Origin of the sequence: Nocardia sp. Root136, assembly GCF_001427185.1 — a bacterium.
Taxonomy (GTDB): domain Bacteria; phylum Actinomycetota; class Actinomycetes; order Mycobacteriales; family Mycobacteriaceae; genus Nocardia; species Nocardia salmonicida.
In genome coordinates this window covers 414,172-440,117 of sequence record NZ_LMFE01000008.1, presented here as the reverse complement: position 1 = coordinate 440,117, position 25,946 = coordinate 414,172, and the positions used below count along the sequence as shown (strand labels likewise).

The following is a 25,946-nucleotide window of genomic DNA, read 5'->3' as shown; positions in this document are numbered from 1 at the left end:
CTCCTCGGATCGTCGTCTGGCGATCCTCACACCCGGTGCAACGTCGGCGCTTCCGAAAACCTGCTGGGGCCGGTGATCGGGGGGTTCAGCCGTCGAGCAGGTGCGGTAGGCCGGCGCGGAAGCGATCCGCATCGATGGCTTTGGCGGTAGCGAACGCCGGCAGCGAGACCAGCGGGAAGATCTGGGCGCGGGGGCTCGGGTCGTCGGCGGAATCGAGGATGGCGTTGGCGGCGGCGCGACCGGATTCGTTGGCACCTTCCATGGTGGCCAGGTCGATGTGGTTGCGGACGTGGTCGCCGCCGAAGTAGAGATTCGGTATGGCGCAGTGCGCGTCGGGGCGATGGTCGTAGGAGCCGACCGTGTTGACCAGCAGCGGGGTCTGGTTATGGATGGCGCCGCCGGACCAGGTGATGCCGGGGTCGAGGTGCCAGGAATGGATGTCCTCGTCGCGGAGCCAGTCGGTGCCGGTGTTGAGCCAGGTTTTGAGCTGGGCCCAGGTCTCGGTGGCGATTTCGGATGCGCTGCACTCCTTGGCGGTGCGGCCGAAGTGGATTCCGGGGGTGTCCCAGTCGGAGATGTCGACCGAGAGGCATTCCAGCACCGAGCCGTCGCCGTAGGTGGCGGGGAAATCGCCCACCCACATGGGGGCTTGGCGCAGGGCGGTGAGCGCCCAGGGGGAGCCGAGCGCGGCGATGTGTCCTTCGGGGATGTCGGTCGTGCGGCGAAGGTAGAACTGGATGCCGACCATCCAGTCGGTGACCAGATTGCGCAGGCCGCCCAGGCGCGGATCGGCGTCGATGATGTCGTCGTCGAGGAGATCGACGGCGCGGTCGACCGGCATGGCGCACAGATAGTGGTCGGCTGTCACCGTCGTGGTTCCACTCGTTCCGCGCACTGTCGCCGAGGCGATGCGACCTCCGGCCAGCTGCAACGCGGCGAGCCCCTGTCCCATGACGAAGCGGACACCGAGCGATCGGAGGTACCCGACCCATGGATCGATCCACGCGATGTTGGTCGGGCGGTTGAGGATACGGTCCACGCCACCGGAGAACTGCGGGATCGTGCCGGACGCGGCGAGGACGAGTGCTTCGCCGATCGTGCCGATGGTGCGGGCCGAACTGGTCTGTGGTTTCGCGGCGACGGTGATCCGGGTGAGCGCGTTCACCAGATACTTCCGGTACGCGGGCGACTTCCCCTCGGCGTGCATGATCTGTTCCCAGGTCACGTATTCCCACTGGCCGAAGCGCCGTTCGGTGCTGGAGGTGAACCACACGACCATCTGTTTGGCGAAGAACGCCAGCTCGTGCGGCGGCAGGTCGGGGATGAAGCCGAGCGCGCCGATGATGCTGTTCTGCACCAGCTCCGGCGTGATCTGGCTCATTCCACCGAGCTCGACCGGCGCGAAGATCGGCGGGAGGTCCTGGAATCCGGCGACCGTACCCTCGACCCGCACCAGGTTGTCGCGCACGCCGTTCGGATTGCCGGGGAACGGGATTCGGCTCATCGTGTCGGGTACGTGCTGATAGCAGCCGGGGAAGAAGCGGAATCCGTGCTCACCCGGCAGTTCCTGACGACCGGGCGACGCCGTCCCCGGCACACCCATGCTGCGAGCCTTGCCGCCGAGGAACGCGGGTTCGTAAACGGTGACGTCGTATCCGCGCTCGACCAGTTCGTGCGCCGCGCTCAGACCGGCCATGCCGCCGCCGAATATCGCCACCGCCTTACCGCCGGAGCGCAACAGTGGTGAGCGCCGCACGCTCGGAGCGGCGGTAACGCTCGGAGCGGCGACGGCTAGTGCGGCTCCGGCGACGAGTCCGGCACGCAACGCGGTGCGCCGGGTGATCGGTGCTGACAACGGTGTCGGCTGATCAGGCATGGTGTTCTCCTGGACCTGCGGTGGTGAGGGTGGAGCGCGGCGCGGACGGTGCCGCGTCGTGTGGTGTGGTGCCACGCAACGTTGTTCGCGTGGTGCGCCATTCGCTGGTGGAGTCGCGGATCTCGCGCGCCACGTCGGTGAGGAGGTCGGGCAGATGCGCTCGTTGATGGCGCAGTGCGCGGACCACGAGGCCCAGCGCGCGGGACGGGGTGTACAGCTCGGCGGGGCGGTGGGTGCGGGAGAAGATGCCCGCGGTGATCCGCGCCAGTTCCGGATCGTCGGCGGCGGTGCGGTAGAGCTCGATCTCCAAGGGCCGCATGGTCTCACCGCGTGCCAGCCGATTGGTCCAGTGGAAGATCTCGCGGCACTCGATGACGCGACGGCGCTCCCACTGCGCCAGTGCCGCATCGAGTGCGCGCGGATCATCGACAACGTCGGCGACCGATTCGGCGAGTGTGCGTCCGTAGTGCAGTGCGTCGCGGATGCCCTGCGCGGTGACCGGATCCTTGAAATGCCCGGAGTCGCCGGGCAATGCCCACCCGGGGCCCGCGGAGCGCCGGAAGTACGAGGCGATGCCAGTAGCTGAACGGACCCTGCCCACCCGCTCACAGCCGCTCAGCCGGTCGGTCAGGTCCGGAATCCGGGCGAGGGCCTCGGTGTAGCGGCGTTCGGCCTCGCCGGGGCCGCGTCCGGGTTCGCTGACCGAAGGCGGCTGCACCAGGCTGAGCACCAGGCCGTCATCGCACGGGAAGGCTGTGCCGAGGTCGGCGCCTACCCGCCACTGGGCGGCGATGTGGCGGTGGGTGTCGGCGGTGTCTCGCCAGTAGGCGAAGTAGCAGTCGCGCCCGCTCGGCACGGTGAGAAACGGTTGCTCGGCGCCCACCGCGCGGGCGATGGTACTGCGCCGTCCGTCGGCGCCGACGACCAACGCGGCGCGGATCTCCACGATCGCGCCCGCGGCGTCGAGATAACGCACACCGGCGCAACGGTTTTCGTCCCACAGCACTGCGGTGACCCGACAGCGCGCCCGCACCTCGGCGCCGGCGGCTACCGCGGTGCCCAGCAGTGCGGCGTCGAGCCCGGTGCGACGCACGCACATCGCGTAGTCGATGCCGTCGACCGGGGGAAAGGGGGAGCCGATGCCGTAGCCGGCGCCCTGTGCGTAGGCCCTCGTCAGGCGCGGCGCACCGAGCGCTTCGACGGCCGCCAACGCGTCGAGGCGCTGAAGTTCGGCCAGTCCGCCCGGCCAGAGCAGGTGGGTGGACAGCGTGTCCGAGGGCAATGTGGCGGCATCGAGCACGACGACGCTGCGCCCCGCCCTCGCCAGGGTCGCCGCGGTGGCCGATCCCGCGCAGCGCGCGCCGACCACGACGACGTCGGCCCGTTCGACCGTGGTGGCAGCGGAATCGACCATGGGAACTACCTCGGTCACTAAGTCTCGGACAGTGTGTCCGATTGATGATGAGGTTGGCCGAGTACAGGTGTCAATAGTGAACCTGGACAGGGGGATTGGCGTGGCCTGGACCACGCCGACGCGGCGGCGCGCCGCGCTGCGGGCACAATGGGCACATGGTCAATGCCAGCGCACCAGTTGCTGCCTCGGCGACGGATCGCCGATGCCCTCGCTGACCCGTGTCCCGCGATCGGCGCGCAAACCCGCCGACGATCGGCGGGCCGAATTCGAGCGTCGCGTCCTGGCCGCGGTCGAAGACCTGCTCGCCGACGGAACGCCGTTCACCGAGATCGCCGTGCAGAAGATCGCCGCGGCCTCGGGGTCGGCCAGGTCCACCTTCTACCGCTACTTTCCGGACAAGAGCAGGCTGCTGATCCGGATGGCCGAGCTGGCCACCACCGATCTGTTCGCGGCGGCGGAGATGTGGTGGAGTGCCGAGCACACCGATCAGCAGACCGGGGTCGTCGGTGCCATGCGCGCGATGATCGGCGGCTTCCGTGATCATCGCTATCTTTTGCTCGCCCTCACCGAAGTCGGTTCCTACGACCGGGAAGTCGGTGCCTACTGGCGTTCGAGGGTGGCGACGTTCGCCGAACTGGTCCGTGCGCGGCTGGAGGCCGAACAGCGTGAAGGCCACATCGCGCAGCGGCTCGACCCGCGGGCCACCGCGCTGGTTCTCACATCGATGGTCGAACGCACGATCTCGGTCGCTTTCGCCGTCGAAACCGGTATCGGCGAAGAGGAATTGGCCGATTCGCTCGGACGCGCGATCTGGCTCGTCATCTACGGTGACGCGCCGTAGCTCGCGCCTACCTCCGTCGTTCGTCGAGCCGGCCCCCGGCGACGCGCGGCAGGAGCGAAGCTCGCCGCTTCGGTCGTTGCGGGGCGTCGCCGGAGGCGTCGGATTCCTGCGACGAGATAACCCGTCAGCAGACAGCAGGGCATCGAGACCTCGTCAGCGCCGTATCGAGCGGACGGCGGGATCGGGCGCGAACGAGGTCAAGCCGACCTCGCGGTACTTGCCGACCAGTTGCTGATACTTGCGGCGATTGCGTGCCATGGGGGAGTCGGTGACTGCCGCGGGCAGCCGGGCGAAGGCGATCCGCAGTATCGCGCTGAGGAGCCGGAATTCCCGATCCTGGCGGCTGGTCCACGTGATCGGCATCTTCGCGCGGACCTCGGGATGCATGATGCCGCAGCCGAGGATCATCGCGAGATGGCCGAGGACGGGCGCGCCCAGCCGCCACAGCGGTTCGGTGACGGCGGGGAGGAAATACGGTCGCACCGAGCGTCGCACCTCGGTGGTGGCGGCCTCGAGGGCCGGGGTCATGCGCAGCTCGGCGACCATCCGGTCGTAGTGGGCGACCAGCTCGGTGTAGTCGGCGATGGGCGCCGAATTGCCCGGCAGGTGCAGCCCGCTCGTCTTGTGGAGGTACTGCTCCCAGATCGCCTGGTTGTCCGCCGCCGACGGGGTGTCGCCGGTGAGCACCACGTAGGCGCTGCGCTGGACGAAGAAGGTGGAGTAGAGGATCCAGTTCCACGCGTGCGGGTTGAGCGCGGAATAGCGCTCACCGTCGGGGCCGACGCCCTTGACGTCGCGGTGCAGCAGCATCAGTCGGCGCGACTCGGCGTCGCGATCGACGTCCTCGCCGTGGTAGATCAGCTGGTCGGCCGCGGCGGTGCGGACCGCGCGTCCCCATGGCTCATATCGGGAACGCCCGGTCGCCTCGAGTGCCGCCGAGACCGGTGGCAGCATCGGCTGATCGAAGAGTCCGACGCCGAACAGGCTGAACAGGACCGAGCCGCCGACGCGCTCGAATCGTTCGACGGCAGCGTTCGATTCGAGCGCCGAGGCTGCGCCATTGTCGGCACGCAATTCCTGGTGTGGCACGGGACAGGTCATCGGTGAACTCCTTTGTTCCGCCGTTGGGGGCTGTGTCGTGTCGAGCCCGCCAACACTGGTTGTGGTGCTGCATGGCACCACAACGTGTGTGGTGTCAGAGTGCACCAGAATTGTCGGATGGTCAAGAGTCCTTATCCACTACTCTGGTGCACTACAGCTCCACAACCGCGGCTGCGGTTGGCGGGCACCGGAACGGAGGCGATCGAGCGCATGCGTGAGCAAGCTGATGTCGCGGCGGCGCCGCGTGCCTACGGCGGGGTAGCGGCCGACGAGCGTAGATCCCGCCGCCGTGGCGCGCTGGTCGATGCCGCGCTCGACCTGCTCACCGAAGGCGGCGCGCCCGCTGTCACCAAGCGAGCGGTGTGCGCCAGGGCCAGGCTCAACGACCGCTACTTCTACGACCACTTCACCGACCGCGACGCATTGCTCACGGCGCTCGTCGAAGAGCACACCGAGCTCGGCATCGTCGCGGTGGTGACCGCGGCCCACGAGGCCGCCCCTGACCTCCACAGCCAGGTCTACGCCGCCGCCGACGCGGCGATCGGGTTCCTGCTGGACGACCCCCGCCGACAGGCTCTGCTGCTCGACGCGCACAGCACCGAGGCGTTGCAAGCGGCGCGGCTCACCACTCAGCACGCGATCGCCCGGGCGATGTCGGCGGTCGGCCGCGAACTCGTCGCCGAATCCGTCGTTGATCCCCTCGACTCCGACATGGCCGCCTACGCGGTCGTCAGCGGGACTCTCGAGCTCGTCGCCGCGTGGATGCGCGGGGAATTCGCCGCCACCCGAGAACACCTCACCGATCTCATCGCCCGACTGCTGCTGCTCACCGACAACTCGGGGGTTCTACAGGTCGCGGGCGTGAAGCCGACCGACTGACGCTCCGGCGTCGAGTCGAGGTGAACCGCCGTTGTCGAAGCTGCCGTCTCCACGAGTACCGGCGCTGTAAGCGGTCGATCGCGGTGACGACGAGAGTGCAGCGCGTATAGGACGATGAAGGCGTGAATGCTGCTGCGCCTGGACCAATCTTCGATGTCATCGCTGTGTTGAACGGAGCAGTGGACCTTCAGTCCTATCCGCGCCGCAATCTGGTGTTGAGCTCGCCGCAGACCGGTGGATTCGTCTTCGGCTCGGCCGCTTACCAGCGCGCGATCTTCGAACCGGTCGTTCACCTGCTCAACGGCGTCGAGATGCTCGAAAACCAGGGTTGGCAGCTGGTCAGCGTGGTCGAACGCAACATCGACAACGTGTACTACATGCTCGCGTTCATGCGCCGGACCTGAGATAGGTCCGCTGATGTCGAGAACTCTCGAGTGGATCCGTCCCAGGGGTGCGAGCAGGTGCTCCAACACCATGCTTGAACCTGTTGACCCGGCCGGAATGGGCCGAAGCGAAACCTGAGGAGAACATCATGACGATCCACCGGATGGATCACGTCGGCATCGTGGTCGAGGATCTCGCGGCCGCTGTCGCGTTCTTCGTCGAACTGGGCCTGGAACTGGAGGGTGAGGCGACAGTCGGTGGTCAGTGGGCCGACGATCTGCTCGGACTCGACGGCGTCCGGGCGGACATCGCCGTCGTACGGACGCCGGACGGGCGTAGCCGGGTCGAGCTCTCCACGTTCCTCTCGCCGACGACCACCAGCGCTGCGCCGAAGGCCTCGGTGAACACCCCGGGGATCCCTCGCCTGACCTTCGTCGTCGACGATGTCGACGACGTTCTCGGCCGCCTGCGTGCCCACGGCGCCGAACTCGTGGGCGCGGTAGCCCGATACGAGGACATCTACCGGTACAGCTACGTTCGCGGCCCCGAGGGCATCATCATCGGGTTGGTCGAGGAACTCCGCTGACAGGCAGTCCTAGGCGCCGGGGTCGGGTGATGTGCCGGAGTCGGGCGACGGTGCTGTCACCACCTCGCCGGTATCGGGATCGTCGACCTCTGGTTGTCGTCCGGTGGCCAGGTCGATCTGCTCGCCGATATAGCGGATGACCACCGCGATCATCGCGACCACCGGTACCGCGAGGAAGGCGCCGGTGATGCCGTAGAGCGAGCCGCCCGCGGTGACGGAGAGCAGCACGATGACGGCGTGCAGCTCCATGCTGCGGCTCTGCAGGACCGGTTGCAGCACATTGCCTTCCAGCTGCTGCACCGCGATGACGATGCCGAGCACGATCAGCGCCGTGGTCGGCCCGTTGCCCACCAGTGCGACGAGGACAGCCAGTGCGCCGGCGACGAAAGCGCCGACCATCGGGATGAATCCACCCATGAAGGTGATCACCGACAGCACCAGCGCCAGGGGAACGTCGAGGATGAACAGTGCCGCGCCGATCAGAACGGCGTCGACCATGCTGACGATCGCCTGGGTACGGATGAACCCACCCAGGGTCGCCCAGACTCGTGCCAGGACAGCTTCGACGTGGCGGCCGCTGCGGTTGCCGAACACCCCGTGCATCCAGGGCAGAAAACGGGGGCCGTCCTTGAGGAAGAAGAACACCAGCACCAAGACCAAGAACACGGTGATCAGGACCGAGGTGGCGGTGGACACGCCGGTGAACACACCGTTGGCGATCTGCGCACCACTGGATTGGAGTCGTCCGACGATCGCTTCGACCGCGGAATCGAGTTGCTCGTCGCGGACGCGGAACGGTGGTCCCTGGATCCAGTCGCGTACTTGGTTGACACCGTCGGTGGCCTTGTCGGCGAGCTGAGGTGCTTGATCACCGACCGAGGGCACGATCAGCGCGACGACCCCGGCCAACAATGCGACGAATGTCAGCAGGGTGATCGAAGCGGCCAACGCGGGCCGCAGCTTCTGCTGGGTCAGCCAGCGGGTCGGCGGCCACAGGATGGTGGTCACCACGATCGCCAGCGCGACAGGCAGGAGTACCACCCACAGCCGGGCGGTGATCGTGCCGAGTACCCACGCTCCCGCCGCGATCGCCACGATGCACAGCGACCATTTCGCCAGCCACAGGAACCCGCCGCCGATCACGTCCCCGCGATCACGCGACGGCTTCCCCTTCGGCTGCGCCCCACTCGTTTCCTTCACCGGCCCGCTCACGTCGCTAGTCTGGCACGCTCGCCGGTTCTGCGGCGCACCAGAACTCGGCATGGCGCCCTGACCAGGCAGCGGCGGCCGTCGGATTCGGTGGCACCGGAAGTTGTCGGTGCCACGGCATAGCGTTGCGTCCATGTCGGAAACCATCACCGTCGGCGGCATCACCATCGATACCGCCGACCCCGCCGAACTGGCCGAGTTCTGGTGCGCCGCACTTGGTTACACAGTCCTCACGGACTCCGGGGACTACGTCATGATCACCCCGCCCGGCGTCGGTTTCGGGCAGGGGCGCTATCTCGCGTTCCAAAAGGTTCCCGAGGCGAAGGGGGCCAAGAACCGGGTGCACATCGATTTCCAGACCACGGCCCGCGCGGCGGAGGTCGCCCGGCTGACGGCCCTCGGTGCCACGGTCCTCGGAGAACACTCGCTGCCCGGTTTCGGATGGACCGTGTTGCAGGACCCGCACGGCAACGAGTTCTGCGTCATCGCCGCCGAAAGCTGATCAGAATGGCGTGCTGTGCAAAAAGGCAGCGCGTGCACCGGATCAGTGCGTCGTCGAGGGTGGCTCTGCCTCGGCACGATCGAGTTCTTCGTCGAGGGCGAGGGCGGCGGCGATCAGGGCCAGATGGGTGAAAGCCTGGGGGAAGTTGCCCAGCTGCTCGCCCGACGGGCCGATCTCCTCGGCGAACAGACCGACGTGATTGGCGTAGGTGAGCATCTTGTCGAAGGCGTAGCGGGCCTGTTGCACGCGACCGGTCCGGGCGAGGGCTTCGACATAGAGGAAGCTGCACAGGTTGAAAGTGCCTTCGGTGCCCTGCAGGCCGTCGGGTGCCGCCTCCGGGTCGTATCGGTAGACCAGGCTGTCGCTGACCAACTCTTCGTCCATCGCGTCTAGCGTGCTCAGCCACATCGGGTCGGTGGGGGACAGGAATCGCATCCGGGGCATGAGCAGCAGCGAGGCGTCCAGTACCTCGGTGGCGTAGTGCTGGACGAACGCTCGGCGTTTCTCGCTCCAGCCGCGTTCGATGATCTGCCGGAAGACCGCGTCGCGCTCGGCGGTCCAGCGCACCACGTCGGCGGGCCTGGCGTGCTCGGTCGCCATGCGGATGCTGCGGTCGAAGGCCACCCAGGTCATCAGTCGGCTGTAGGTGAATTCCTGGCGGCCGCCGCGGGTTTCCCAGATGCCCTCGTCGGGGCGGTCCCAGTGGTCGGCGAGCCAGTCGATGAGGCCGGTGAACGTGCGCCAGCCGGCGATGGCGGCCATGTCGGTCGACTGCGCCAGCGCGTCGACTGCCTCGCCGTAGATGTCGAGCTGGATCTGGTCGACCGCACCGTTGCCGACCCGCACCGGCGCCGAACCCTGGTACCCCTCCAGATGAGGCAGGATTATTTCGTCCAGGTGTGGGTCACCGTCGACGCGATACATGATCTGTAACGGTTCGCCCGAGGCGGTGCCGCCGGCTTCGACCCGTTCGCGCAGCCAGCGACGGAAAGCGTAGGCCTCCTCGGTGAAACCGAGGTCGACCAGTGCCCGCACCGACAACGAAGCGTCCCGAATCCACGTGTAGCGATAGTCCCAATTGCGTTCGCCGCCGATCTGTTCGGGCAACCCCATGGTGGCCGCGGCGATCGGCGCGCCGGTCGGGGCGTAGGTGAGCAGTTTGAGGGTGATCGCGGAACGGTTGACCATGTCGCGCCAGCGCCCGCGGTAGGTGGACGAGCGCAACCACGTCTGCCAGAAGCGACGGCACTGGTCGAACTCGTGGGCGATCGCTGCCCACATCGGTGCCGACGAGACATCCGCTCCGGCGGGGGCGGTGGTGAGCACGACCGCGGCTCGCTCACCGGCGGACAGGGTGAATCGCGCGGTGATGTCGTCGCCGTCGGGGTGCAGCGCGATCGGGTCGGTGGCCTGCAGGTGGAGATCGGCGTCGGCGGAACGGAAGACGGCGGTTCGTTCGTCGACTCGGTCGAGGGTGTGGGTGGCGCGCGCGTAGTCGAACCGGGGGCGGCACTCGAGGGCGAACGTCAACGTTCCTCGCACCACTCGCGCGACTCGCACCAACCTGTGCCGGGTGGCGGGTTCGGTGCCGAGGATCGGTTCCATGAAGTCGGCGACCTCGCCCACTCCGTCGGGTCCGGAGAACCGCGTCAACAGGATCGCGGTGTCGGGCAGATACAGCTGCCGCACAGTCGCCGCGCTGCCGGCGGGTTCGACGGCCAGCGAACAATGTCCGCCCTTCTCGCTGTCGAGCAGCGAGGCGAACAGACTCGGCGAATCGAACCGGGGTGCGCACCACCAGTCGATGGTTCCGGCGGACGACACCAGCGCCGCGGTCTGCAGATCGCCGACGATGCCGTGCTCGTCGATCGGCGGGTACGTGTTCACGAACGCTCCTCGCCTCGGACCGCCGTTCGTGCGGTCGGCGAGTTTCAGCCAACCAGCGAACGTCGGCGCCGACCTCATCCGGAACGGGTGAATCAGATTCCAGGTCGGCGCCGGTGAAAGCCGCATGTCGACTGATCGGCCCCGAGGTTGGCACGTTCGGCAGCAGGTTGGCGCGTTCTGCACTTGTCGTGGCCGCGAGGGGATTCGAGACTTACGTTCAAATGGTCGGTGTCTGAACGATAGGAGCCTGCGGTGTCGGTTACCAGGGAGAGCGCCACCGCCTACGTGATTTCCGCGCTGGAGGCGAAGGGGACCGCGACCCGGGACGATTTCGATGTCGCCGGGATAGTCGCTGCGTTCCGGGACATCATCGACGGGTGGGATTTCCGCCTGTTGGAGCGGGATACGTTCTGGCAGATCGCCTCGACCTACCTCAGGACGTAACGGGCCCGATCGGGTGAGAACCCGATGACCAGCGCCGGGCTGCCCTGCGCAACGAGCCCGCGTCGGAGTAGCCGAGTAGCTCGGCTTGCCTGGCGCCGCCGAGTGACCCCGCGGAGACCGCTTCCGACAGCCGCGCTCTGCGGGCCCGATCCAGTTCGGCCCGCCAGGTCGTGCCCGATTCGGTCAGCCGCCGCTGCAGGGTTCGAGGACTGACGGTGAGGATCCGGGCGACGCTGTCGAGGGAAACCTCCCCGGCCTCGATAGCTTGGTCCAAGGCGTCGGCCACCCGTCTGGGCCAGGCCGAGACGAGAGTCGGCGGGGGCGCCAGCGCGGCGGCCAGCGGTTGCAGGACCGCGGCCAGCACTGGATCGGCGGTGGTCAGCGGCAGGTCCAGGTCTGCGGTGCGGAAGGTTATCGAGTCGGTGGGTGCGTCGAATTCCAGTGTGGCGGTACCGAACACCGCACGGAAGCCTTCGACGTGCGCGGGCGCGGCCTGGCGCAGTGAGACGCGCACCGGGTTCAACGGAGCGTCGACGACGCGGCGCGCCCGGCTCAGGACGGCCGATAATCCCCACAGTTGGGTGTGATCGCGTCCCCGGCCTTCGCCATCGAGGATATCGAGGTAGAGGGTCGACTCTTCTTCGGCCTCGACCAGGTCGAACCGGTGATTGGTGGTGACGGCGGTGATGTAGGGACCACAGGTGGCCAGCCCGGAGCCCAGCGTCGGGGCCGACGCGAACAGGTAGTCGTACAAGCCCAGGCTGGACAGCTCGTAGCGCTGGGCGACCTGCAGGGCGACATCCGCGCCGAGCCGATGTTCGCCGACCTCCCACAGCCGGGAGAACGTCGCACTGGGAAGGTGCACGTCATTGCCTGTCATCGACCAATCCGGGACCCCGGTATCGCGAATCAGCTGCGCACGATCCAGCCCGGCAGCGCCGAACTGGGAGATGACGAAACGGTGCAGCAAACTCTGGTCGGTAGCCATGACGTCTCCTCGGGGCAGCATGCCGATCTGCGAGCGGTCGCGGCTTCATCAGCTGCAGACATTGCCCGACGGGGAGAGTCCGTCGAACGTTTGTCGCTTGAGATCGGCACCTCGTGTTTGATCCGGTTCTACCAGCTCCGCGCTGGTGGCGGAAGCCTCCGTCACCAGGGCAACAATGGTGGGCGGATTCGAAAACTAGCGGCAAGGTCGTTACATAAGGGGCTCAGCGACAGGCCGGATCCAACGAGCTGTTCGTGCAGACCCTTTCGGATCAGGCTTCTGACGTTTCGGCCGGTAGGCGAACAGCTCGGTCGCTGGGCGCATCGACGAAAACGCGTTCCAGGAGGGCGTAAAGGCAGTCCCGGTCTCGGTCGCTGAGCTTCGTCAGGCCGTCCTGCGTGGCGTGCATCCTCGCCCGGATCGTGTCGGTGACACGCTCGCCCTCGGGCGTGATGACGAGATTGGTGACGCGCCGGTCGGATGCGCTGGTCTCGCGGCGCACGAGGTCACGCTTCTCCAGCCGGTTGATGATCCCGGTGACGTTGGAAGCGTCGCAGGCCAAGTTCGCGGCCAGGGCGCGCATCGTGACAGGCCCTCGGCGCAGCACGGTCAGTGTCTTGCCCTGGCTGGCGGTGAGGTTCTCACTCGCCGCCGCGGCGGTGAAGTCCCCGTAATAGACGCCGAGCGCCACCGAGAGCAGCTCCATGAGCTGGGCTCTATCGATGCACGGAGCTTCTTCCATACGAACCACCTTATCCGTAGAAACTTGACTATCTCAAATATCTGCCTCTAGCGTGTGGGCATTGCTTGAAGTTCTCAACCATCGATGTTGTCAAGTAGCTCTGAGGAGTATGCAGTGATCGTCACCCCGTCCGAGACCTCCCGCACGGCCGAAATCCTGTCGCGGCCCGTCACGCTGAACGGACTGACCGTCCCGAACCGCATCGTGATGGCGCCGATGACACGCATGTTCTCGCCGGGCGGTGTCCCCGGTGACGATGTGCGGTCGTACTACGCCCGTCGCGCCGCCGCCGGTGTCGGCCTGATCGTCACCGAGGGAACCTATGTCGGCCACCAGTCGGCCGGGCAGAGCGATCGGGTGCCGCGCTTCCACGGCGAGGAGCAGCTGGCGGGGTGGGCGAAGGTCGTCGAGGACGTCCACGCGGCGGGCGGCACCATCGTGCCGCAGCTGTGGCACATCGGCATGGTCCGCAACCAGGGCGACGAGCCCTATGCCGACGCGCCCGCCGTCGGTCCCTCCGGCATCCGCGTCGACGGCACCGAGGGCCTCGGCAAGGCGATGACCCAGCGTGACCTGGACGACGTCATCAGCGCCTTCGCCGAGGCGGCCGCGGACGCCGAGCGCATCGGCTTCGACGGCGTCGAATTGCACGGCGCGCACGGCTACCTCCTCGACCAGTTCCTGTGGGCTCGGACGAACCGCCGCGAGGATGTCTACGGCGGCGACGCGGTGGCCCGGACACGGTTCGCCGCCGAGATCGTGGCAGCGGTCCGGTCCGTCGTCTCGCCCGAGTTCCCGGTGATCTTCCGCTACTCGCAGTGGAAGCAGGAGGCCTACGACGCACGGCTCGTCGAGTCCCCGCAGGAGCTCGAGGCGATCCTGGCCCCACTCGCCGCGGCCGGTGTCGACGCCTTCCACGCCTCCACCCGCCGCTACTGGCTCCCGGAGTTCGACGGCTCGGACCTGAATCTGGCGGGCTGGACCAAGAAACTCACCGGCAAGCCGACCATCACCGTCGGTTCGGTCGGCCTCAATGGTGACTTCCTGCGCGCGTTCTCGGGCCAGGGCGCCGAGCTCGGCAGCCTGGACAACCTCCTCGACCGCATGGAGCGCGACGAATTCGACATGGTCGCCGTCGGCCGCGCCCTCCTCCAGGACCCGGAGTGGGCGTCCAAGGTCCTGGCGGGGCGGATCGACGAGGTGAAGCCGTACGACGGGGCGGCGCTGAAGATTCTCAGCTGAGCGACTCGATGTCGGGCCGCGCGCGGTACGTCAGCCTGTGACGGCGCCGTGCGCGGCCGAGCTGACGAGCTTGCGGTACTTGGACAGCACCCCCGAGGTGTACCGGGGCGGGAGCGGTTCCCAACCGACCTTGCGCGCGGCGAGTTCGCTGTCGTCGATCTCGACGTCGAGAAGGCGATTGGCGACGTCGAGGACGATCGGGTCGCCGTCGCGGACGAAGGCGATGGGCCCGCCGTCCACCGCTTCGGGCGCGACATGTCCCACGCACAAACCGGTCGTGCCGCCGGAGAATCGGCCGTCGGTGAGCAGCAGCACGTCCTTGCCGAGGCCGGCGCCCTTGATCGCGCCGGTGATGGCGAGCATCTCGCGCATGCCGGGCCCACCCTTGGGTCCCTCGTTGCGGATGACGACCACGTCACCGGCCACGATCGTGCCGTCTTCGAGGGCGTTCATCGCGCTGCGTTCCCCGTCGAACACCCGAGCGGTGCCGCGGAAGACATCGGAATCGAAACCGGCGCTCTTCACCACGGCGCCTTCGGGTGCGAGCGAGCCGTGCAGGATGGTGAGTCCGCCCGTACGGTGAATGGGCCGATCGAGCCGCCGGATCACGTCGCCGTCGAGGCCGAGTTCGATATGGGCGAGGTTCTCGGCCATGGTCGCGCCCGTGACCGTCATGACGTCGCCGTGCATGAGACCGGCGTCCAGCAGGGCCTTCATCACGACGGGGATGCCGCCGACCTTGTCTACGTCGTTCATGACATAACGACCGAAGGGCTTGAGATCGCCCAGGTGCGGCACCTTGTCACCGACTCGGTTGAAGTCGGCGAGGGTGAGGCCGACACCGGCCTCACGGGCGATGGCCAGCAGATGCAGCACCGCGTTGGTCGACCCGCCGAGCGCCATGACGACCGTGATGGCGTTCTCGAACGCCTCCATCGTCATGATGTCGCGGGCCGTGATTCCCTTGCGCAGCAACCCGACGACGGCCTCACCGGACTTCTCGGCGTACTCGTCACGGCGACGGTCGGGGGCGGGCGGTGCGGCCGAGCCGGGCAGGCTCATCCCGAGTGCCTCGGCTGCCGAGGCCATCGTGTTGGCCGTGTACATGCCGCCACACGCGCCTTCGCCCGGACAGATGGCGCGCTCGATGCGATCGACTTCCGCCGGGGTGATCAGCCCCTTGATGCAGGCGCCGACAGCCTCGAAAGCGTCGATGATCGTGACGTCCTTGCCGTCGATATTGCCGGGCAAGGTCGAACCCGCGTAGAGGAACACACTCGCCAGGTCCAGACGCGCGGCGGCCATCAACATGCCCGGCAGGCTCTTGTCGCAGCCCGCGAGCAGAACCGAACCGTCGAGACGCTCCGCCATCATCACGGTCTCGACCGAGTCGGCGATGATCTCGCGGCTGACCAGTGAGAAGTGCATCCCCTCGTGCCCCATCGAGATGCCGTCGGACACCGAGATCGTGCCGAACTCGAGCGGGTAGCCGCCCCCGGCGTGGACGCCGCGCTTGACCGCCTTGGCCAGCCTGTCGAGCGACAGATTGCACGGGGTGATCTCGTTCCAGCTCGAGGCCACACCGATCTGCGGTTTGACCCAGTCCTCGTCACCCATGCCGACAGCGCGAAGCATGCCGCGGGCGGCAGTTTTCTCTAGGCCGTCGGTCACATCGCGGGAGCGTGGCTTGATGTCGACGGGCTGTTCGGTGTCGTGTGCCATAGCGCAAGCCTACGAGCCCGGCTCGCGAGATCGCCACGACGGCGCCACTGTGATCGGTGCGGGCCTACCCGGCAGCAAGGCAGGACGACGAAGTCCCGATGGCGCCCAGGTCCGCGGGACCCCGGGCGTTGGCGATGGAACTGACTGTCGCGGTACCGAATACGCCCTTGCGGTCGTACATCGCCGCGGTGCCGACCGCGATCCCGTCCTGGGTCATCCGGTCGAGGCCGACCAGTCCGGCTTCATCCCCTTCCGGAAGCCGGGTCAAAGTCAGGGTGGCGTCGGCATTGATGTATTCCAGGCCGTTGCTGCCCAGATTGGTGACCACATTCGTCACATCGGCCAACCCCGCGACGAACTGGAAGGGAGTCGGTTGCTCACCGACCACGACCGCGATCGGACGGTGCCAGATCCCCGTGCGTGCGGGGTTGTGATGGGTGCGGGCATCAGGGGTCCACCCCTGTTCCTCGCTGAAGTACACCCGGTCCTGATCGGGCGATGGTTCCCGGTCGGTCGGCGGAGGGTCCGCGATCGTATCCGGCGACCAGCAGATGCCATCCGGTGTCGGTCCGGGGCGCAGGTACAGCGCGCTGGCACGCGCGACGGGTCGGTCGTCTTGGATCAGGACCGCATCGAACAATGACAGCCGACGGCCGTCTCGCACCGCCTCGACGCGAGTTGTACAGGGACGCATGAATACTGGGCGAAACAGGTCGAGCGTCCACCGCGCCGGTCGCAAGTCGGTCCGCTCGCGAACGATCGGTTCCCGCTCCACCGCGCGCGCCAGAACCGCTCCGACGGCCATACCGCGCAGCTGCCCACCGATCCACCCACTGCTCGCCTCGGGTTCGGGATGAAGGATTTCCGTGCGATCGGTCGGATCGGATTGTGCGCGAAAGAATGCATGGCTCACCGGCGGACTCCTAGGACTCGGGCAGTCTCGCCTGATGCGCGGCACCGGTGGCACGCGACTGACAGATGCCCCAGATCTGAGAGTCGGCGATTGATCAATGATGCCTCGGTCGGAAGTGGGCGGCCACTCGGCTGGAGAAGATCACAGGGGGTGACGTGTGTGCTCGTTGGTACGTCGAAATCGGTGCGTTAGGCTCGAATATGGCCCACCGTTCCATTGCACTCGGTGCGATGCTCATCGCGATGTCGTTGCTCAGCGCGTGCAGTGTGTTCGGCAGACAGGAAAACGATCCGCCCGCCGCGCGTGATGCGGATGTGATGGTGTCGATCGTGCAGTCGTCGTGGTACCTACAGACCGAACGAATCGGAAGTCGACGGCTTCCCTTTTTCGAATTGCGTCGTGACGGTACGGTTTTCACCACGGCCGACGGTGGCGCCGAGGAAAGCATGTTCGGCGTGTACTGGGCTCGGCTCACCGAGGACGGCATCGAGCAGGTCCGTCAGTGGTTCGACGACCTCTCGTTCAACGATGCCCACTATCAGGAGTCCTCACCGCCCACGGACCAGCCGACGACGACGGTATACGCGAACTTCGGTCTACCGGTCGGTGTGTCGGTCTACGGCTTGGATACCGAGCCCGGCGCGCAATCGGCGAACCGTGAGGTCCGCAGATTGGCCGGCGTGATCGATCGGTTGCGAGCTCTGCCCGACGACGAGCACCTCACCGTGCAGCGCCGTGCGCCGTACACCCCGACCGCCCTCGATATCGCGTTCCAGCCCGCGGTGCCCGAGGACGACAAGCAGTTGTCCGCACCGGTCAGATGGCCGTTCGCGACCCCGCTGACGCAGCGCACCCTGGGTGTCGGCGGCTACGGGACGGTGCTGTGCGCCACGATCGACGGCGCCGAAGCAGCCACGATCATCGAGCTCATGGCCGGACACGACAAGGACACCCCACCTCATTGGTCGACCGGGGCGACACCGGGGTCCGGACAACCCACCTCGGTCTCGGTGACGGCGAACGCGCTGTTGCGCGGTCAATCCGGTTGCAGCACAGCAGGAGCCGCCCCGGCGACATCGAATCGCGTGGCCGTAGAGCCACTTCAGGACGTGGTACTCGCCGATCCGGCGACGTGGAACGGGCGCTACCCGGCCGACCGGTTCACCACCGCGGCCCGCCTGGAACTCTATGCCGCGGTGCCGATCCTGGTCCGCGAACTCGAGAGAAGGCAAGCTGTCGAGGACGCGAGCGGCACCAGGAACAGTACCGAGTTCCATGTGCCGACCGGATCGGACCTGGGCTGGTACGACTACGGATTCGTGGCCGCCGAAGTGGACGGCGCGCGGTATGTCGACCTCGAGGCGCGCTACGAGGGGATGGCTCCCGATCCGTGGGAGCCGCCGACCTGGCACGCTCGCATCGCCCTCGGCACCGAGACCGTCACCGACCTCGACCTGCGTTGACCGTGCCGCACTCGGCGCGGCGGGATCGCGCGAATTCAGGTCAGTTCGATCGGTCCCCGGAGTTGGCGGGCCACCGCGCTGAACCAGCCGAGGTGGTAGCGGCCGCCCTCCGCGTCGAATCGGGAGCGCAACTCGTACCAGCGCAGCCCGGGGTGTCGATGGTGCACATCGTGCAGGTTGAAGCTGAGTGCGAATCGCTCGAGTCCGCGGGGCAGACGCAGATTCATTGCCGCCCTGGGTGATTCGAGCTCGGTACCGTAGTGGTAGGCGTTGTCCGACAGCGAGATGATCAGCGCGCGGCAGCCGATCGCGGCAAGCAGCATCCAGCCCTGAGCACCGTAGGCAACGAAAGCGGCGGTGTGGACGACGACGATCGCGGCGGCATCGGTGCGGAACCGTCTCAGAACCACCGGCTGGGCGACTCGTTCGAGCACGAGACCGCCGACCGAATCCGGTGCTTCGACCCAGCGTCCCAGCGCGCGAATGGCACGCTCGGGCATCGGCGTGAGGAGCAACGCGAGCACTTCCAACAGGTACAGCCCGCCGAACAACTTCAGATAGAACAGCAGCACCGCGGCCTGCCTGCTGGATTTCGTCGGATCGTAAACCTCGCTGCGCTCACGGACCCGGCTGTAGCGATGGTGCAGCAGGTGGCCGACTTTCAGCATCGCGAACGGCGACCCGTACACCACCGCCAGAATTCGTCCCATCCGGTCGTTGCATGTCCGGCTCCGCAGCAGTGACCCGTGAATGGACTCGTGGATCAGCGACCAGAACGGGGTGGTGGTCAGCGTGATCGGCACCAAGATCCAGCCCCACGCGGGGTTTCGCGGAAGCAGTACCAGTGGCAGCACGAACAGCTGGACGGTGCCGATTGTCAACGCCAGCACGAGGAGTCCGACATTCACCAGGTCGCCGTCGGCCGTTCGCGGCCGTTCGGAGGGGCGCGGGGTGCGAGTTCGAGTCATGCTGCAACGTCGCTTCGGGTAGATCAGGCAAACTCCGCTCCCATCCTGTCACCACCACCGGATGCGTGACGGGCCCGCGAACCTGGTGTTCGCCCACAATTCAGCGCGGATGCACCCGCGTCACCGGAGCGCTAGGAGCTCTGCTGATCGGGTTCCATATCGAGCAGGAGCGGGAACCAGCTGAGGGTCCAGGCGGCCACCGCGGTCGATGCCAGCACGTGGATCAGGTAGATCGTGCCGATCAGGCCGATACCGTAGTCGCGCATCCAGGCACCGAGCGGAATCAGAGCCAGCAGGTCCAGGCCGAGCATCAGTACCGAGAGGAGCAGGGCCGGCGCTGCCCACGACGGTGGGCCGGGCTCAGCTGGAGCGTCGGCCGCAGCCTGGGTGGGCGGGGCGTCGAGCGGGTTCTCGTTGACCATGTTGTCCTCACGGGCAAAGCCGCTGGTGCGGCTGGAACGGTCGACACCGCGTCGTGTGCGTCCGATGGCGGGATGCTGCGTACTTGCTGAGCTGTCAGGTATTCGGGGTCGCAGACGGCCCGGATCGGCGCTCGAGGTGAAAATCTCGGCATCCGCAATCGATCGGCAACAGGAAGGGGACGGCCTGTAGTGCGGCAGCTCAGAACTCGGCAACCCTGATGGATCGTCACCGATCGGATTTTCGGTCGACTGGAAGTCGGGAGGGTCGGCGGATACGCCGCCGGAGCCAGGCGTACGAGCGCCCGTCGTTGTTTCCCCTTTCTACTGTATACACGATTCCGGGCCCTCATGAGGCGTCAATTCTTGGTCCATAATCGCTCGCGAAAACCGAAACCACCAGGTGAGGAGTAGCGAGATGGCATTTGTGCTCGGGTTCGACGAGGTCGATCGGACGCAGGTCGCGATCGTCGGCGGTAAGGGGGCGAACCTCGGTGAGTTGTCGCGAATCGACGGTGTCGAGGTGCCGGACGGCTTCTGTGTGACGACCGAGGCCTTCGCGCGCACGGTGGCGGGGGCATCGTCGCTCGACGATCGGCTCGACGAGCTGTCGCGCCTCGAGCCGGGGGATCGGGCGGCGATTTCCGTGCTGAGCGAACAGCTGCGGCGCACGGTCGAGGAGCTGGTCGTTCCCGAGGAGGTAGCGGAGGCGATCCTCGCCGCGCATGCTCGGCTCGGAATCGACGGCGCCTACGCCGTGCGGTCCAGTGCGACGGCCGAGGACCTGCCCGCCGCGTCGTTCGCCGGTCAGCAGGACACCTTTCTCAATGTCGTGGGAGCGGCGGCGATCCTCGAGCACGTGCGCCGGTGCTGGGGTTCGCTGTTCACCGAGCGAGCCGTCACCTATCGACTGCGAAACGGCTTCGACCAGAAAATGATTCAGATGAGCGTCGTCGTACAGCGGATGGTGTTCGCGCGGGCCGCCGGCATTCTGATGACGGCCGACCCCGTCAGCTCCGACCGAACCGTGGTGTCCATCGACGCCGGTTTCGGTCTCGGCGAGGCTCTCGTATCAGGTCTCGTCAATGCCGACGTCTACCAGGTGCGCGACGACCGCATCACCAGCAAGGCGATCGCCACCAAGAAGGTCGCCGTCGAGCCGGTGCCGACGGGCGGTACCCAGGTGCACGAGATCGCGCCGGAGCGCCGAAACGAGCCGGTGCTCTCCGATGACGAGGTGCTGCGCCTCGCGCGGCTCGGCCGTCGCATCGAAGCACATTTCGGCAGCCCCCAGGACATCGAATGGTGTTCGGACGGTGATGGTTTCCGGATCGTGCAGAGCAGGCCGATCACCACCCTGTTCCCGATCCCCGTCGCCGCCGACGGGGAGAACCACGTCTATGTGTCGGTCGGCCATCAGCAGATGATGACCGATGCGATGAAGCCGTTGGGGATCTCGGTGTGGCAGCTGACGAGTAACGCGCCGATGCGCGACGCGGGCGGTCGCTTGTTCGTCGACGTCACCGCGATGATGTCCGCACCTATGAAAGGCGCCGCCTTGGTCGCGGGCCTCGGTAAATCCGACCCGTTGATGGGAGACGCGCTGCGCACCGTGCTGGAACGCGATAACTTCGTTCATCAAGTGCCAGAAGAGGATTCCGGTGCACCAGCCGCACCGTTCGGCATCGCTGCCGAGGAGATCGAGACCGATCCCGACATCGTCACCGAGCTGATCGCCGAGAGCGAGGCTTCTCTTACGGCGTTGAGAGGCGAGATCGCAAACCTGTCCGGACCGGCGTTGCTCGACTTCATCCGATCCGATATCCAGGAGGAACTGCGGCGGGTTCTGTTCGCGCCCCGGGGTTTACAGGTGATCATGGCCGCGATGGACGCCACGGAGTGGCTCAACGATCGGTTGCGAGAATGGCTGGGCGAGAAGAACGCCGCCGATGCCCTCACCCAGTCGGTTTCCGGGAACGTGACATCGGAAATGGGTCTGGCGCTGCTGGACGTTGCCGATGTGATCCGACCGCACCCGGAGGTGGTGGCGTACCTGGAGCAGATCGAGGACGACGATTTCTTGGTCGGTCTGGCCGATTTTCCGGGCGGTGACGAGACGAGAGCCGCGATCGAGGACTTCCTCGTCGAGTACGGCATGCGCTGCGCCGGCGAAATCGACATCACCAGGCTGCGGTGGAGCGAGAGCCCCGCCACGTTGGTGTCGACAATCCTCGGCAATATCAAGAACTTCGGGCCCGGCGCGGGGAGACAGCGCTTCGACGACGGCCTTCGCGATTCGCAGCAGAAGCAACAACAGATTCTGCGAGCTCTACGAGCACTTCCCGACGGGGAACAGAAAGCCGTCGAGACCGAGCAGATGATCGAGCGCGTGCGCACTTTCTCCGGCTATCGGGAGTACCCGAAGTACGGCATGGTCAGCCGCTACTTCGTCTACAAACAGGCACTGCTGCGCGAGGCCGAACGATTGGTGGAGTCCGGTGTGTTGCGCGAGGCCGACGACCTCTTCTTTCTGCGGTTCGATGAGCTGCACGAGGTGGTTCGCACGCACCGGGCGGATCAGGAACTCGTCGCCGCACGAAAAGACGCGTTTCGCTCCTATCAGTCGCTCACCGCGCCGCGAGTGCTCACCTCCGACGGCGAAGCGCTCACCGGGGCGTATCGACGCGAGGATCTGCCCGCCGACGCGCTGCCCGGCCTGGCGGTCTCGGCCGGGACGATCGAAGGCCGCGCCCGGGTGATCTCCGATATCGCGCAGGCCGACCTCGCATCGGGCGACATCCTGGTCACCGCCTACACCGATCCGAGCTGGACCCCACTGTTCGTCGGCATCGCGGGGCTGGTCACCGAGGTGGGCGGCCTGATGACCCACGGTGCCGTGATCGCCCGCGAATACGGCCTGCCCGCCGTGGTCGGCGTGGAACATGCCACCGAGCTGATCCGCGACGGGCAGCGCATCCGGGTGAACGGCACCGATGGCTACGTCGAGATGCTGTCGCAGCAGTAGTCAACGTCTTCGAGCCGACAGATCGATTGCTGAGAAATGGGAAGGATGGTGGACGTGCGCGTCGGTGTGGTCGGTTTGACAATGGGGATGTACCTGGCGACTTGGTGTCGCCGACTGGGTATGGAGGTGGTGGCCGCCTGCGATCGCGACCCGACCCGGCGGGCCGAGGCGGCCGAGCTCCTGCCACAGGCGGCCGTGTTCGAGGACTGGAGTGCCCTGCTGCACCACGACCTCGACGCGGTGGTGCTCGCCAACAACTTCGACGAGCACGCGCCCTTGGCCATCGCCTTCCTCGAACGCGGTATCCACGTGCTCTCCGAATCCGCTGCCTGTGTGGACGAATGGCAAGCGGCGGCGTTGCTCGATGCCGAACGGCGCTCCTCCGCGACGTACTCCTTCGCCGAGAACTACGTCTTCCATCCGCATGTTCAGCTCATTCGAAATGTTCTGGAGGCCAAGGAGATCGGTCAGGTGACGCTCGTGGAAGCGGACTATCTGCACGGGATGTCACCCGATGACGTCTCGAGCCTGATCGGCGATCCCGGCCACTGGCGAGGCCGCATCGAACCGACGGCGTACTGCACTCACACCCTGTCGCCGATCCTCGCCCTCACCGGGGAGCTGCCGACCGAGGTGACGGCCTTTCACGTCGACTCCGCCGATGCCAGGGCCGCTGTGGTCATGGTGGTCCGGCTCAGCGGCGGCGGATTGGCCATCACCCGGCACGGATTCCTGCAGGGCGAACCGGACAGCCACTGGAGTTGGGTTTCGGTGCGCGGCACCGAGGGTTTGGCCGAATCGGTCCGCGCGCCCGGCGGGCGTGCGTGGTCGGTGCGCGTGCGCAAGGAAGGCTGGACCGATCGGGATGGCGTCACCCGCGACGAGGAACGCAGGCCCGCGCCGATGGCCCTCTCCGACGGCACGCTCGTCGAACCGAAAGCCGAAGGCACGGTCCGGATCCTGCAAGGCTTCCGGGCGTGCGTGGAGGAGGGTGCGCCACCGCTCGTACCGATCGGCCCGGCGGTAGCGGCTTCGCTGGTCGGTGTTGTGGGCGCCCGCTCGCTGCGGGAGGGATCGCGCCCGGTATCGATGCCGAACCTGTTGCTGTGAGCGGAGTTTCGCTGTCGGGTGGACCGAGGTGCGGTGGGCTCAGTTTCGCGGCGATCGTCGTGCTGTCGGACGGGCCGATTCGATGCGGGCGGCGAGCTCGACCAGATCGGCCGCGGGGCCGGAGGGTGGGGTGCGGCGGTGCCAGATGGCGCGGAATTTCCGGGTCAGAACTATCGAATCGGCCAGGTCCACCTCGTGCAGGGTGCCCGCACGGAGTTCGTGGGCGACGATCAGGCGGCTGACGACCGCGGGAGCGAGGCCGCTACGGGTGGTCGCGAGAATCGCTGCGGCGGAACCGAGTTCGGCCGCGGGTCGTGCGGGGGTGCCGTGGATCTCGAGTGCCGCCCAGACCGTGTCCCTGGTTCCGGAACCCTTCTCGCGCCACACCAGTGGCGTCTCGGCGAGCTCGCGTGGGCTCACCGGCCGACCGCGAGTAGCCCACGGGTGGGTCGGTGCGACAACGACAACGAGCTCGTCGGCCACGAGTACCCGGCTACCCAATCCCGAGGGCGCCTGCGGTCCTTCGACGAATCCGAGCACGACGTCGCGATCGCGTACCGCCGTGGTCACCTGGTGAGAATTCGCAACATCCAGTTCGACGGCGAGCTCGGGTCGAAGCTTGCGCAACGCCGCCAGCCACTGCGGGATCCGGTGATCGGCAATGGTCTTCGAGGCGATCACATGCAGTTGTGGTGCCAGCTCGCGGTGCAGGTTCGCGACACCCTCCATCAAGGCACGGCTCGCGGCCAGTACCGGCCGACCCAGTTCGACCACGGCCGAACCGGCATCGGTCAACGCCGAACCGGTGGGTCCGCGATCGAGCAGCCGCAGATGCAGTCGCCGTTCCAGCGCGCTGATGCGCATGCCGACCGCGGGTTGGCTGATGCCGTGTCGGCGCGCGGCGCCGCCGCCTGCGTGGACATCCTGGATCGGGCCTGCATCGAGGAGTGCCCGGTCGACTGCATCTTCATCGGCGATCGGATGGCCTACATCCAACCCGACGAGTGCACCGACTGCGGCGCGTGTGAACCCGCCTGCCCGGTCGAAGCCATCTACTACGAAGACGATCTGCCGTCGGGCCAAGAACAGTTCATCACCGAAAACGCCCTCTTCTTCCACGAACCGCTGCCCGGGAGAATCGAGCCACTCGGTCATCCGGGCGGCGCGACATCGGTCGGTGTCCTCGGCGTCGATACGGCCTATGTGCGGGCGTTCGAGGTGTAGTTCTCGAATCGAGGCGGCAAATCCCGCAGGTCGGTCTAGTTGTACGCCAGAATGTCGCCATGCGGACATTCGCCAAGATGGTGCACGCCGTCACTGCTGGGGTTCTGATCGTCGTTGCTGGTCACGGCGTTGCCGATGCCGCACCCACCGGGAGTGCTGACGGTCTGCTGCCATGGCCGGCCGCCGGGCCGGACGGCGTCCACGCGTCGGGTGCGGCGTTGGCGGAAGGACTCACCGGGATGGTGGTGTGGTCGCGCGAGGCGAACACCCCGGTCCCGATCGCCAGTATCGCGAAGGTGATGACGGCGGTGGTCGTGATCGCCAGCGGCGACCTCGAACGGCCGGTGACGGTGCCGCAGGAAGCGGGGGCCTACTGCGCCAGGGAAAACGGCAGCACCGCGGGGTTGGTCGCCGGCGAGGTGCTCACCGCGCGCCAACTGCTGTACGCGCTGCTGCTGCCCTCCGGCTGCGACGCCGCCTACACCGTCGCCGAGTCGTTCGGGCCCGGCCAGGGCGGTTTCCTGGCCAGGATGAACGACACCGCGCGGGTCATGGGTTTGGCGGGAACACATTTCAGCGACCCGGCCGGCATGCCGTACCCCACCGACTTCTCCACCTATTCGACACCGGCAAATCTCGTGGCGCTGGGTGTGCGCGCGATGAACCTGCCGCTGTTCCGTGAGATCGTCGGCGCGAGGAACTTCCACGTTCCGGCCGGGCCTGCCAACCGTGAACACCACTGGGAAACCACGAACCGCATGCTCGACGAGTATCCCGGCACCATCGGTATCAAGACCGGCAACACCGACGCCGCGGGTCACTGCTTGATGTTCGAGACGGTTCGCGCGGGCATCCCGATGATCGGTGTGGTTCTGCACAGCTCGGACCACAGCAGCGCAGCGGCCAGGCAGGACGCCGAGCGCATGCTGAACTGGGCCTACGACCCGATCCTGCGCGTTCTGCAGCCGATCGGAGGCTGACGACCGGCGCGATCCGAGCGCAACGCC

At 67.0% G+C, this 25,946-nt stretch carries 24 protein-coding genes; 12 read left to right on the top strand and 12 right to left on the bottom strand.

All coding sequences use genetic code 11. The features are described 5' to 3' along the window. Positions 1-85: 85 nt before the first annotated feature. The gene (locus ASD42_RS23175; protein WP_056820281.1) at positions 86-1,876 is read right to left on the bottom strand and encodes a hydroxysqualene dehydroxylase; all 1,791 of its coding nucleotides are present in this window, start codon (positions 1,874-1,876) and stop codon (positions 86-88) included. Beyond that, positions 1,869-3,290 carry an NAD(P)/FAD-dependent oxidoreductase gene (locus ASD42_RS23170; RefSeq protein ID WP_084787263.1) on the bottom strand — a complete coding sequence of 474 codons (1,422 nt, stop codon included), beginning with the start codon at positions 3,288-3,290 and terminating at the stop codon, positions 1,869-1,871. The genes ASD42_RS23175 and ASD42_RS23170 overlap by 8 nt, the downstream gene beginning before the upstream one ends. A gap of 202 nt (positions 3,291-3,492) precedes the next feature. Here ASD42_RS23170 and ASD42_RS23165 point away from each other — a divergent pair, with 202 nt between their 5' ends. Next, a complete protein-coding gene (locus ASD42_RS23165) occupies positions 3,493-4,131 on the top strand; it encodes a TetR/AcrR family transcriptional regulator (protein ID WP_056820277.1) in 639 nt (212 codons plus the stop codon). 153 nt (positions 4,132-4,284) lie between these two features. On the opposite strand, the gene ASD42_RS23160 is transcribed toward ASD42_RS23165, so the two are convergent. Then, a complete protein-coding gene (locus ASD42_RS23160) occupies positions 4,285-5,232 on the bottom strand; it encodes an oxygenase MpaB family protein (RefSeq protein WP_056820274.1) in 948 nt (315 codons plus the stop codon). A gap of 210 nt (positions 5,233-5,442) precedes the next feature. Between ASD42_RS23160 and ASD42_RS23155 the strand changes: the two genes are divergently transcribed. The 3 genes from ASD42_RS23155 to ASD42_RS23145 all read left to right on the top strand — a co-directional run bounded on the left by ASD42_RS23155 (position 5,443) and on the right by ASD42_RS23145 (position 7,081). Further along, positions 5,443-6,111 carry a TetR/AcrR family transcriptional regulator gene (locus tag ASD42_RS23155; protein ID WP_056820271.1) on the top strand — a complete coding sequence of 223 codons (669 nt, stop codon included), beginning with the start codon at positions 5,443-5,445 and terminating at the stop codon, positions 6,109-6,111. A 179-nt stretch (positions 6,112-6,290) separates the two neighbouring features. Then, complete coding sequence (locus ASD42_RS23150) at positions 6,291-6,515, top strand: hypothetical protein (protein WP_056820269.1); 225 nt, start codon at positions 6,291-6,293, stop codon at positions 6,513-6,515. A gap of 128 nt (positions 6,516-6,643) precedes the next feature. Beyond that, positions 6,644-7,081, top strand: a complete 438-nt coding sequence (locus ASD42_RS23145; RefSeq protein ID WP_056820533.1) for a VOC family protein — start codon at positions 6,644-6,646, stop codon at positions 7,079-7,081. 9 nt (positions 7,082-7,090) lie between these two features. On the opposite strand, the gene ASD42_RS23140 is transcribed toward ASD42_RS23145, so the two are convergent. After that, on the bottom strand, positions 7,091-8,293 hold the full coding sequence (locus ASD42_RS23140; RefSeq protein WP_056820266.1) for an AI-2E family transporter: 1,203 nt from the start codon (positions 8,291-8,293) through the stop codon (positions 7,091-7,093). A 130-nt stretch (positions 8,294-8,423) separates the two neighbouring features. On the opposite strand from ASD42_RS23140, the gene ASD42_RS23135 reads away from it, so the two are divergent. Continuing rightward, positions 8,424-8,792: a VOC family protein gene (locus ASD42_RS23135; RefSeq protein ID WP_056820262.1), complete on the top strand. Its 369-nt coding sequence runs from the start codon at positions 8,424-8,426 to the stop codon at positions 8,790-8,792. Between the two features lie 42 nt (positions 8,793-8,834). On the opposite strand, the gene ASD42_RS23130 is transcribed toward ASD42_RS23135, so the two are convergent. Then, entirely contained in the window at positions 8,835-10,679 is a 1,845-nt protein-coding gene (locus tag ASD42_RS23130; protein WP_056820531.1) for a glycoside hydrolase family 15 protein, read from the bottom strand. A 252-nt stretch (positions 10,680-10,931) separates the two neighbouring features. On the opposite strand from ASD42_RS23130, the gene ASD42_RS23125 reads away from it, so the two are divergent. Further along, positions 10,932-11,123, top strand: a complete 192-nt coding sequence (locus tag ASD42_RS23125) for a hypothetical protein (protein WP_056820260.1) — start codon at positions 10,932-10,934, stop codon at positions 11,121-11,123. Here ASD42_RS23125 and ASD42_RS23120 read toward each other — a convergent pair. Together ASD42_RS23120 and ASD42_RS23115 are read right to left on the bottom strand one after the other, a co-directional pair. After that, positions 11,113-12,111, bottom strand: a complete 999-nt coding sequence (locus tag ASD42_RS23120) for an AraC family transcriptional regulator (RefSeq protein WP_056820258.1) — start codon at positions 12,109-12,111, stop codon at positions 11,113-11,115. The two genes, ASD42_RS23125 and ASD42_RS23120, sit on opposite strands and share 11 nt — an antisense overlap. Before the next feature lie 271 nt (positions 12,112-12,382). Then, positions 12,383-12,817 (bottom strand): MarR family winged helix-turn-helix transcriptional regulator, encoded by a 435-nt coding sequence (locus ASD42_RS23115; RefSeq protein ID WP_082843662.1) that lies wholly within the window; start codon positions 12,815-12,817, stop codon positions 12,383-12,385. Positions 12,818-12,967: 150 nt separating this feature from the next. On the opposite strand from ASD42_RS23115, the gene ASD42_RS23110 reads away from it, so the two are divergent. Next, on the top strand, positions 12,968-14,095 hold the full coding sequence (locus tag ASD42_RS23110) for an NADH:flavin oxidoreductase (RefSeq protein ID WP_056820250.1): 1,128 nt from the start codon (positions 12,968-12,970) through the stop codon (positions 14,093-14,095). A gap of 30 nt (positions 14,096-14,125) precedes the next feature. Here the strand turns inward: ASD42_RS23110 and ilvD are convergent, their stop codons facing one another. Next, positions 14,126-15,817 (bottom strand): dihydroxy-acid dehydratase, encoded by a 1,692-nt coding sequence (ilvD, locus tag ASD42_RS23105; protein ID WP_056820246.1) that lies wholly within the window; start codon positions 15,815-15,817, stop codon positions 14,126-14,128. A gap of 64 nt (positions 15,818-15,881) precedes the next feature. Continuing rightward, positions 15,882-16,730, bottom strand: a complete 849-nt coding sequence (locus tag ASD42_RS23100) for an acyl-CoA thioesterase domain-containing protein (RefSeq protein ID WP_056820243.1) — start codon at positions 16,728-16,730, stop codon at positions 15,882-15,884. A 200-nt stretch (positions 16,731-16,930) separates the two neighbouring features. Between ASD42_RS23100 and ASD42_RS23095 the strand changes: the two genes are divergently transcribed. Then, the gene (locus ASD42_RS23095) at positions 16,931-18,193 is read left to right on the top strand and encodes a hypothetical protein (RefSeq protein ID WP_056820242.1); all 1,263 of its coding nucleotides are present in this window, start codon (positions 16,931-16,933) and stop codon (positions 18,191-18,193) included. A gap of 35 nt (positions 18,194-18,228) precedes the next feature. On the opposite strand, the gene ASD42_RS23090 is transcribed toward ASD42_RS23095, so the two are convergent. Both ASD42_RS23090 and ASD42_RS23085 read right to left on the bottom strand, forming a co-directional pair. Then, positions 18,229-19,161 (bottom strand): fatty acid desaturase family protein, encoded by a 933-nt coding sequence (locus ASD42_RS23090; protein WP_056820239.1) that lies wholly within the window; start codon positions 19,159-19,161, stop codon positions 18,229-18,231. Between the two features lie 131 nt (positions 19,162-19,292). Beyond that, positions 19,293-19,583, bottom strand: coding sequence for a hypothetical protein (locus ASD42_RS23085; RefSeq protein WP_056820236.1), 291 nt, complete (start codon positions 19,581-19,583; stop codon positions 19,293-19,295). Positions 19,584-19,998: 415 nt separating this feature from the next. Here ASD42_RS23085 and rph point away from each other — a divergent pair, with 415 nt between their 5' ends. Together rph and ASD42_RS23075 are read left to right on the top strand one after the other, a co-directional pair. Next, positions 19,999-22,605 carry a rifamycin-inactivating phosphotransferase gene (gene rph, locus ASD42_RS23080; RefSeq protein WP_056820234.1) on the top strand — a complete coding sequence of 869 codons (2,607 nt, stop codon included), beginning with the start codon at positions 19,999-20,001 and terminating at the stop codon, positions 22,603-22,605. A gap of 54 nt (positions 22,606-22,659) precedes the next feature. Continuing rightward, a complete protein-coding gene (locus ASD42_RS23075) occupies positions 22,660-23,715 on the top strand; it encodes a Gfo/Idh/MocA family protein (protein ID WP_084787262.1) in 1,056 nt (351 codons plus the stop codon). Positions 23,716-23,754: 39 nt separating this feature from the next. On the opposite strand, the gene ASD42_RS23070 is transcribed toward ASD42_RS23075, so the two are convergent. Further along, positions 23,755-24,645 carry a LysR substrate-binding domain-containing protein gene (locus ASD42_RS23070; RefSeq protein WP_235569794.1) on the bottom strand — a complete coding sequence of 297 codons (891 nt, stop codon included), beginning with the start codon at positions 24,643-24,645 and terminating at the stop codon, positions 23,755-23,757. Here ASD42_RS23070 and fdxA point away from each other — a divergent pair. Both fdxA and ASD42_RS23060 read left to right on the top strand, forming a co-directional pair. Then, positions 24,547-24,939 carry a ferredoxin gene (fdxA, locus tag ASD42_RS35380; protein ID WP_084787261.1) on the top strand — a complete coding sequence of 131 codons (393 nt, stop codon included), beginning with the start codon at positions 24,547-24,549 and terminating at the stop codon, positions 24,937-24,939. The genes ASD42_RS23070 and fdxA overlap by 99 nt on opposite strands. Positions 24,940-24,998: 59 nt before the next feature. Beyond that, a complete protein-coding gene (locus ASD42_RS23060) occupies positions 24,999-25,919 on the top strand; it encodes a D-alanyl-D-alanine carboxypeptidase family protein (protein ID WP_235569784.1) in 921 nt (306 codons plus the stop codon). Positions 25,920-25,946 lie beyond the last annotated feature (27 nt).

Bases quoted from the DNA above. Each gene is read 5' to 3' on its own strand.
- ilvD (WP_056820246.1), bottom strand. From the start codon at position 15,817: ATGGCACACGACACCGAACAGCCCGTCGACATCAAGCCACGCTCCCGC.
- ASD42_RS23170 (WP_084787263.1), bottom strand. From the start codon at position 3,290: ATGGTCGATTCCGCTGCCACCACGGTCGAACGGGCCGACGTCGTCGTG.
- ASD42_RS23120 (WP_056820258.1), bottom strand. From the start codon at position 12,111: ATGGCTACCGACCAGAGTTTGCTGCACCGTTTCGTCATCTCCCAGTTC.
- ASD42_RS23160 (WP_056820274.1), bottom strand. From the start codon at position 5,232: ATGACCTGTCCCGTGCCACACCAGGAATTGCGTGCCGACAATGGCGCA.
- rph (WP_056820234.1), top strand. From the start codon at position 19,999: ATGGCATTTGTGCTCGGGTTCGACGAGGTCGATCGGACGCAGGTCGCG.
- ASD42_RS23165 (WP_056820277.1), top strand. From the start codon at position 3,493: ATGCCCTCGCTGACCCGTGTCCCGCGATCGGCGCGCAAACCCGCCGAC.
- ASD42_RS23060 (WP_235569784.1), top strand. From the start codon at position 24,999: ATGCGGACATTCGCCAAGATGGTGCACGCCGTCACTGCTGGGGTTCTG.
- fdxA (WP_084787261.1), top strand. From the start codon at position 24,547: ATGCAGTCGCCGTTCCAGCGCGCTGATGCGCATGCCGACCGCGGGTTG.
- ASD42_RS23145 (WP_056820533.1), top strand. From the start codon at position 6,644: ATGACGATCCACCGGATGGATCACGTCGGCATCGTGGTCGAGGATCTC.
- ASD42_RS23115 (WP_082843662.1), bottom strand. From the start codon at position 12,817: ATGGAGCTGCTCTCGGTGGCGCTCGGCGTCTATTACGGGGACTTCACC.
- ASD42_RS23135 (WP_056820262.1), top strand. From the start codon at position 8,424: ATGTCGGAAACCATCACCGTCGGCGGCATCACCATCGATACCGCCGAC.
- ASD42_RS23155 (WP_056820271.1), top strand. From the start codon at position 5,443: ATGCGTGAGCAAGCTGATGTCGCGGCGGCGCCGCGTGCCTACGGCGGG.
- ASD42_RS23085 (WP_056820236.1), bottom strand. From the start codon at position 19,583: ATGGTCAACGAGAACCCGCTCGACGCCCCGCCCACCCAGGCTGCGGCC.
- ASD42_RS23090 (WP_056820239.1), bottom strand. From the start codon at position 19,161: ATGACTCGAACTCGCACCCCGCGCCCCTCCGAACGGCCGCGAACGGCC.
- ASD42_RS23095 (WP_056820242.1), top strand. From the start codon at position 16,931: ATGGCCCACCGTTCCATTGCACTCGGTGCGATGCTCATCGCGATGTCG.
- ASD42_RS23175 (WP_056820281.1), bottom strand. From the start codon at position 1,876: ATGCCTGATCAGCCGACACCGTTGTCAGCACCGATCACCCGGCGCACC.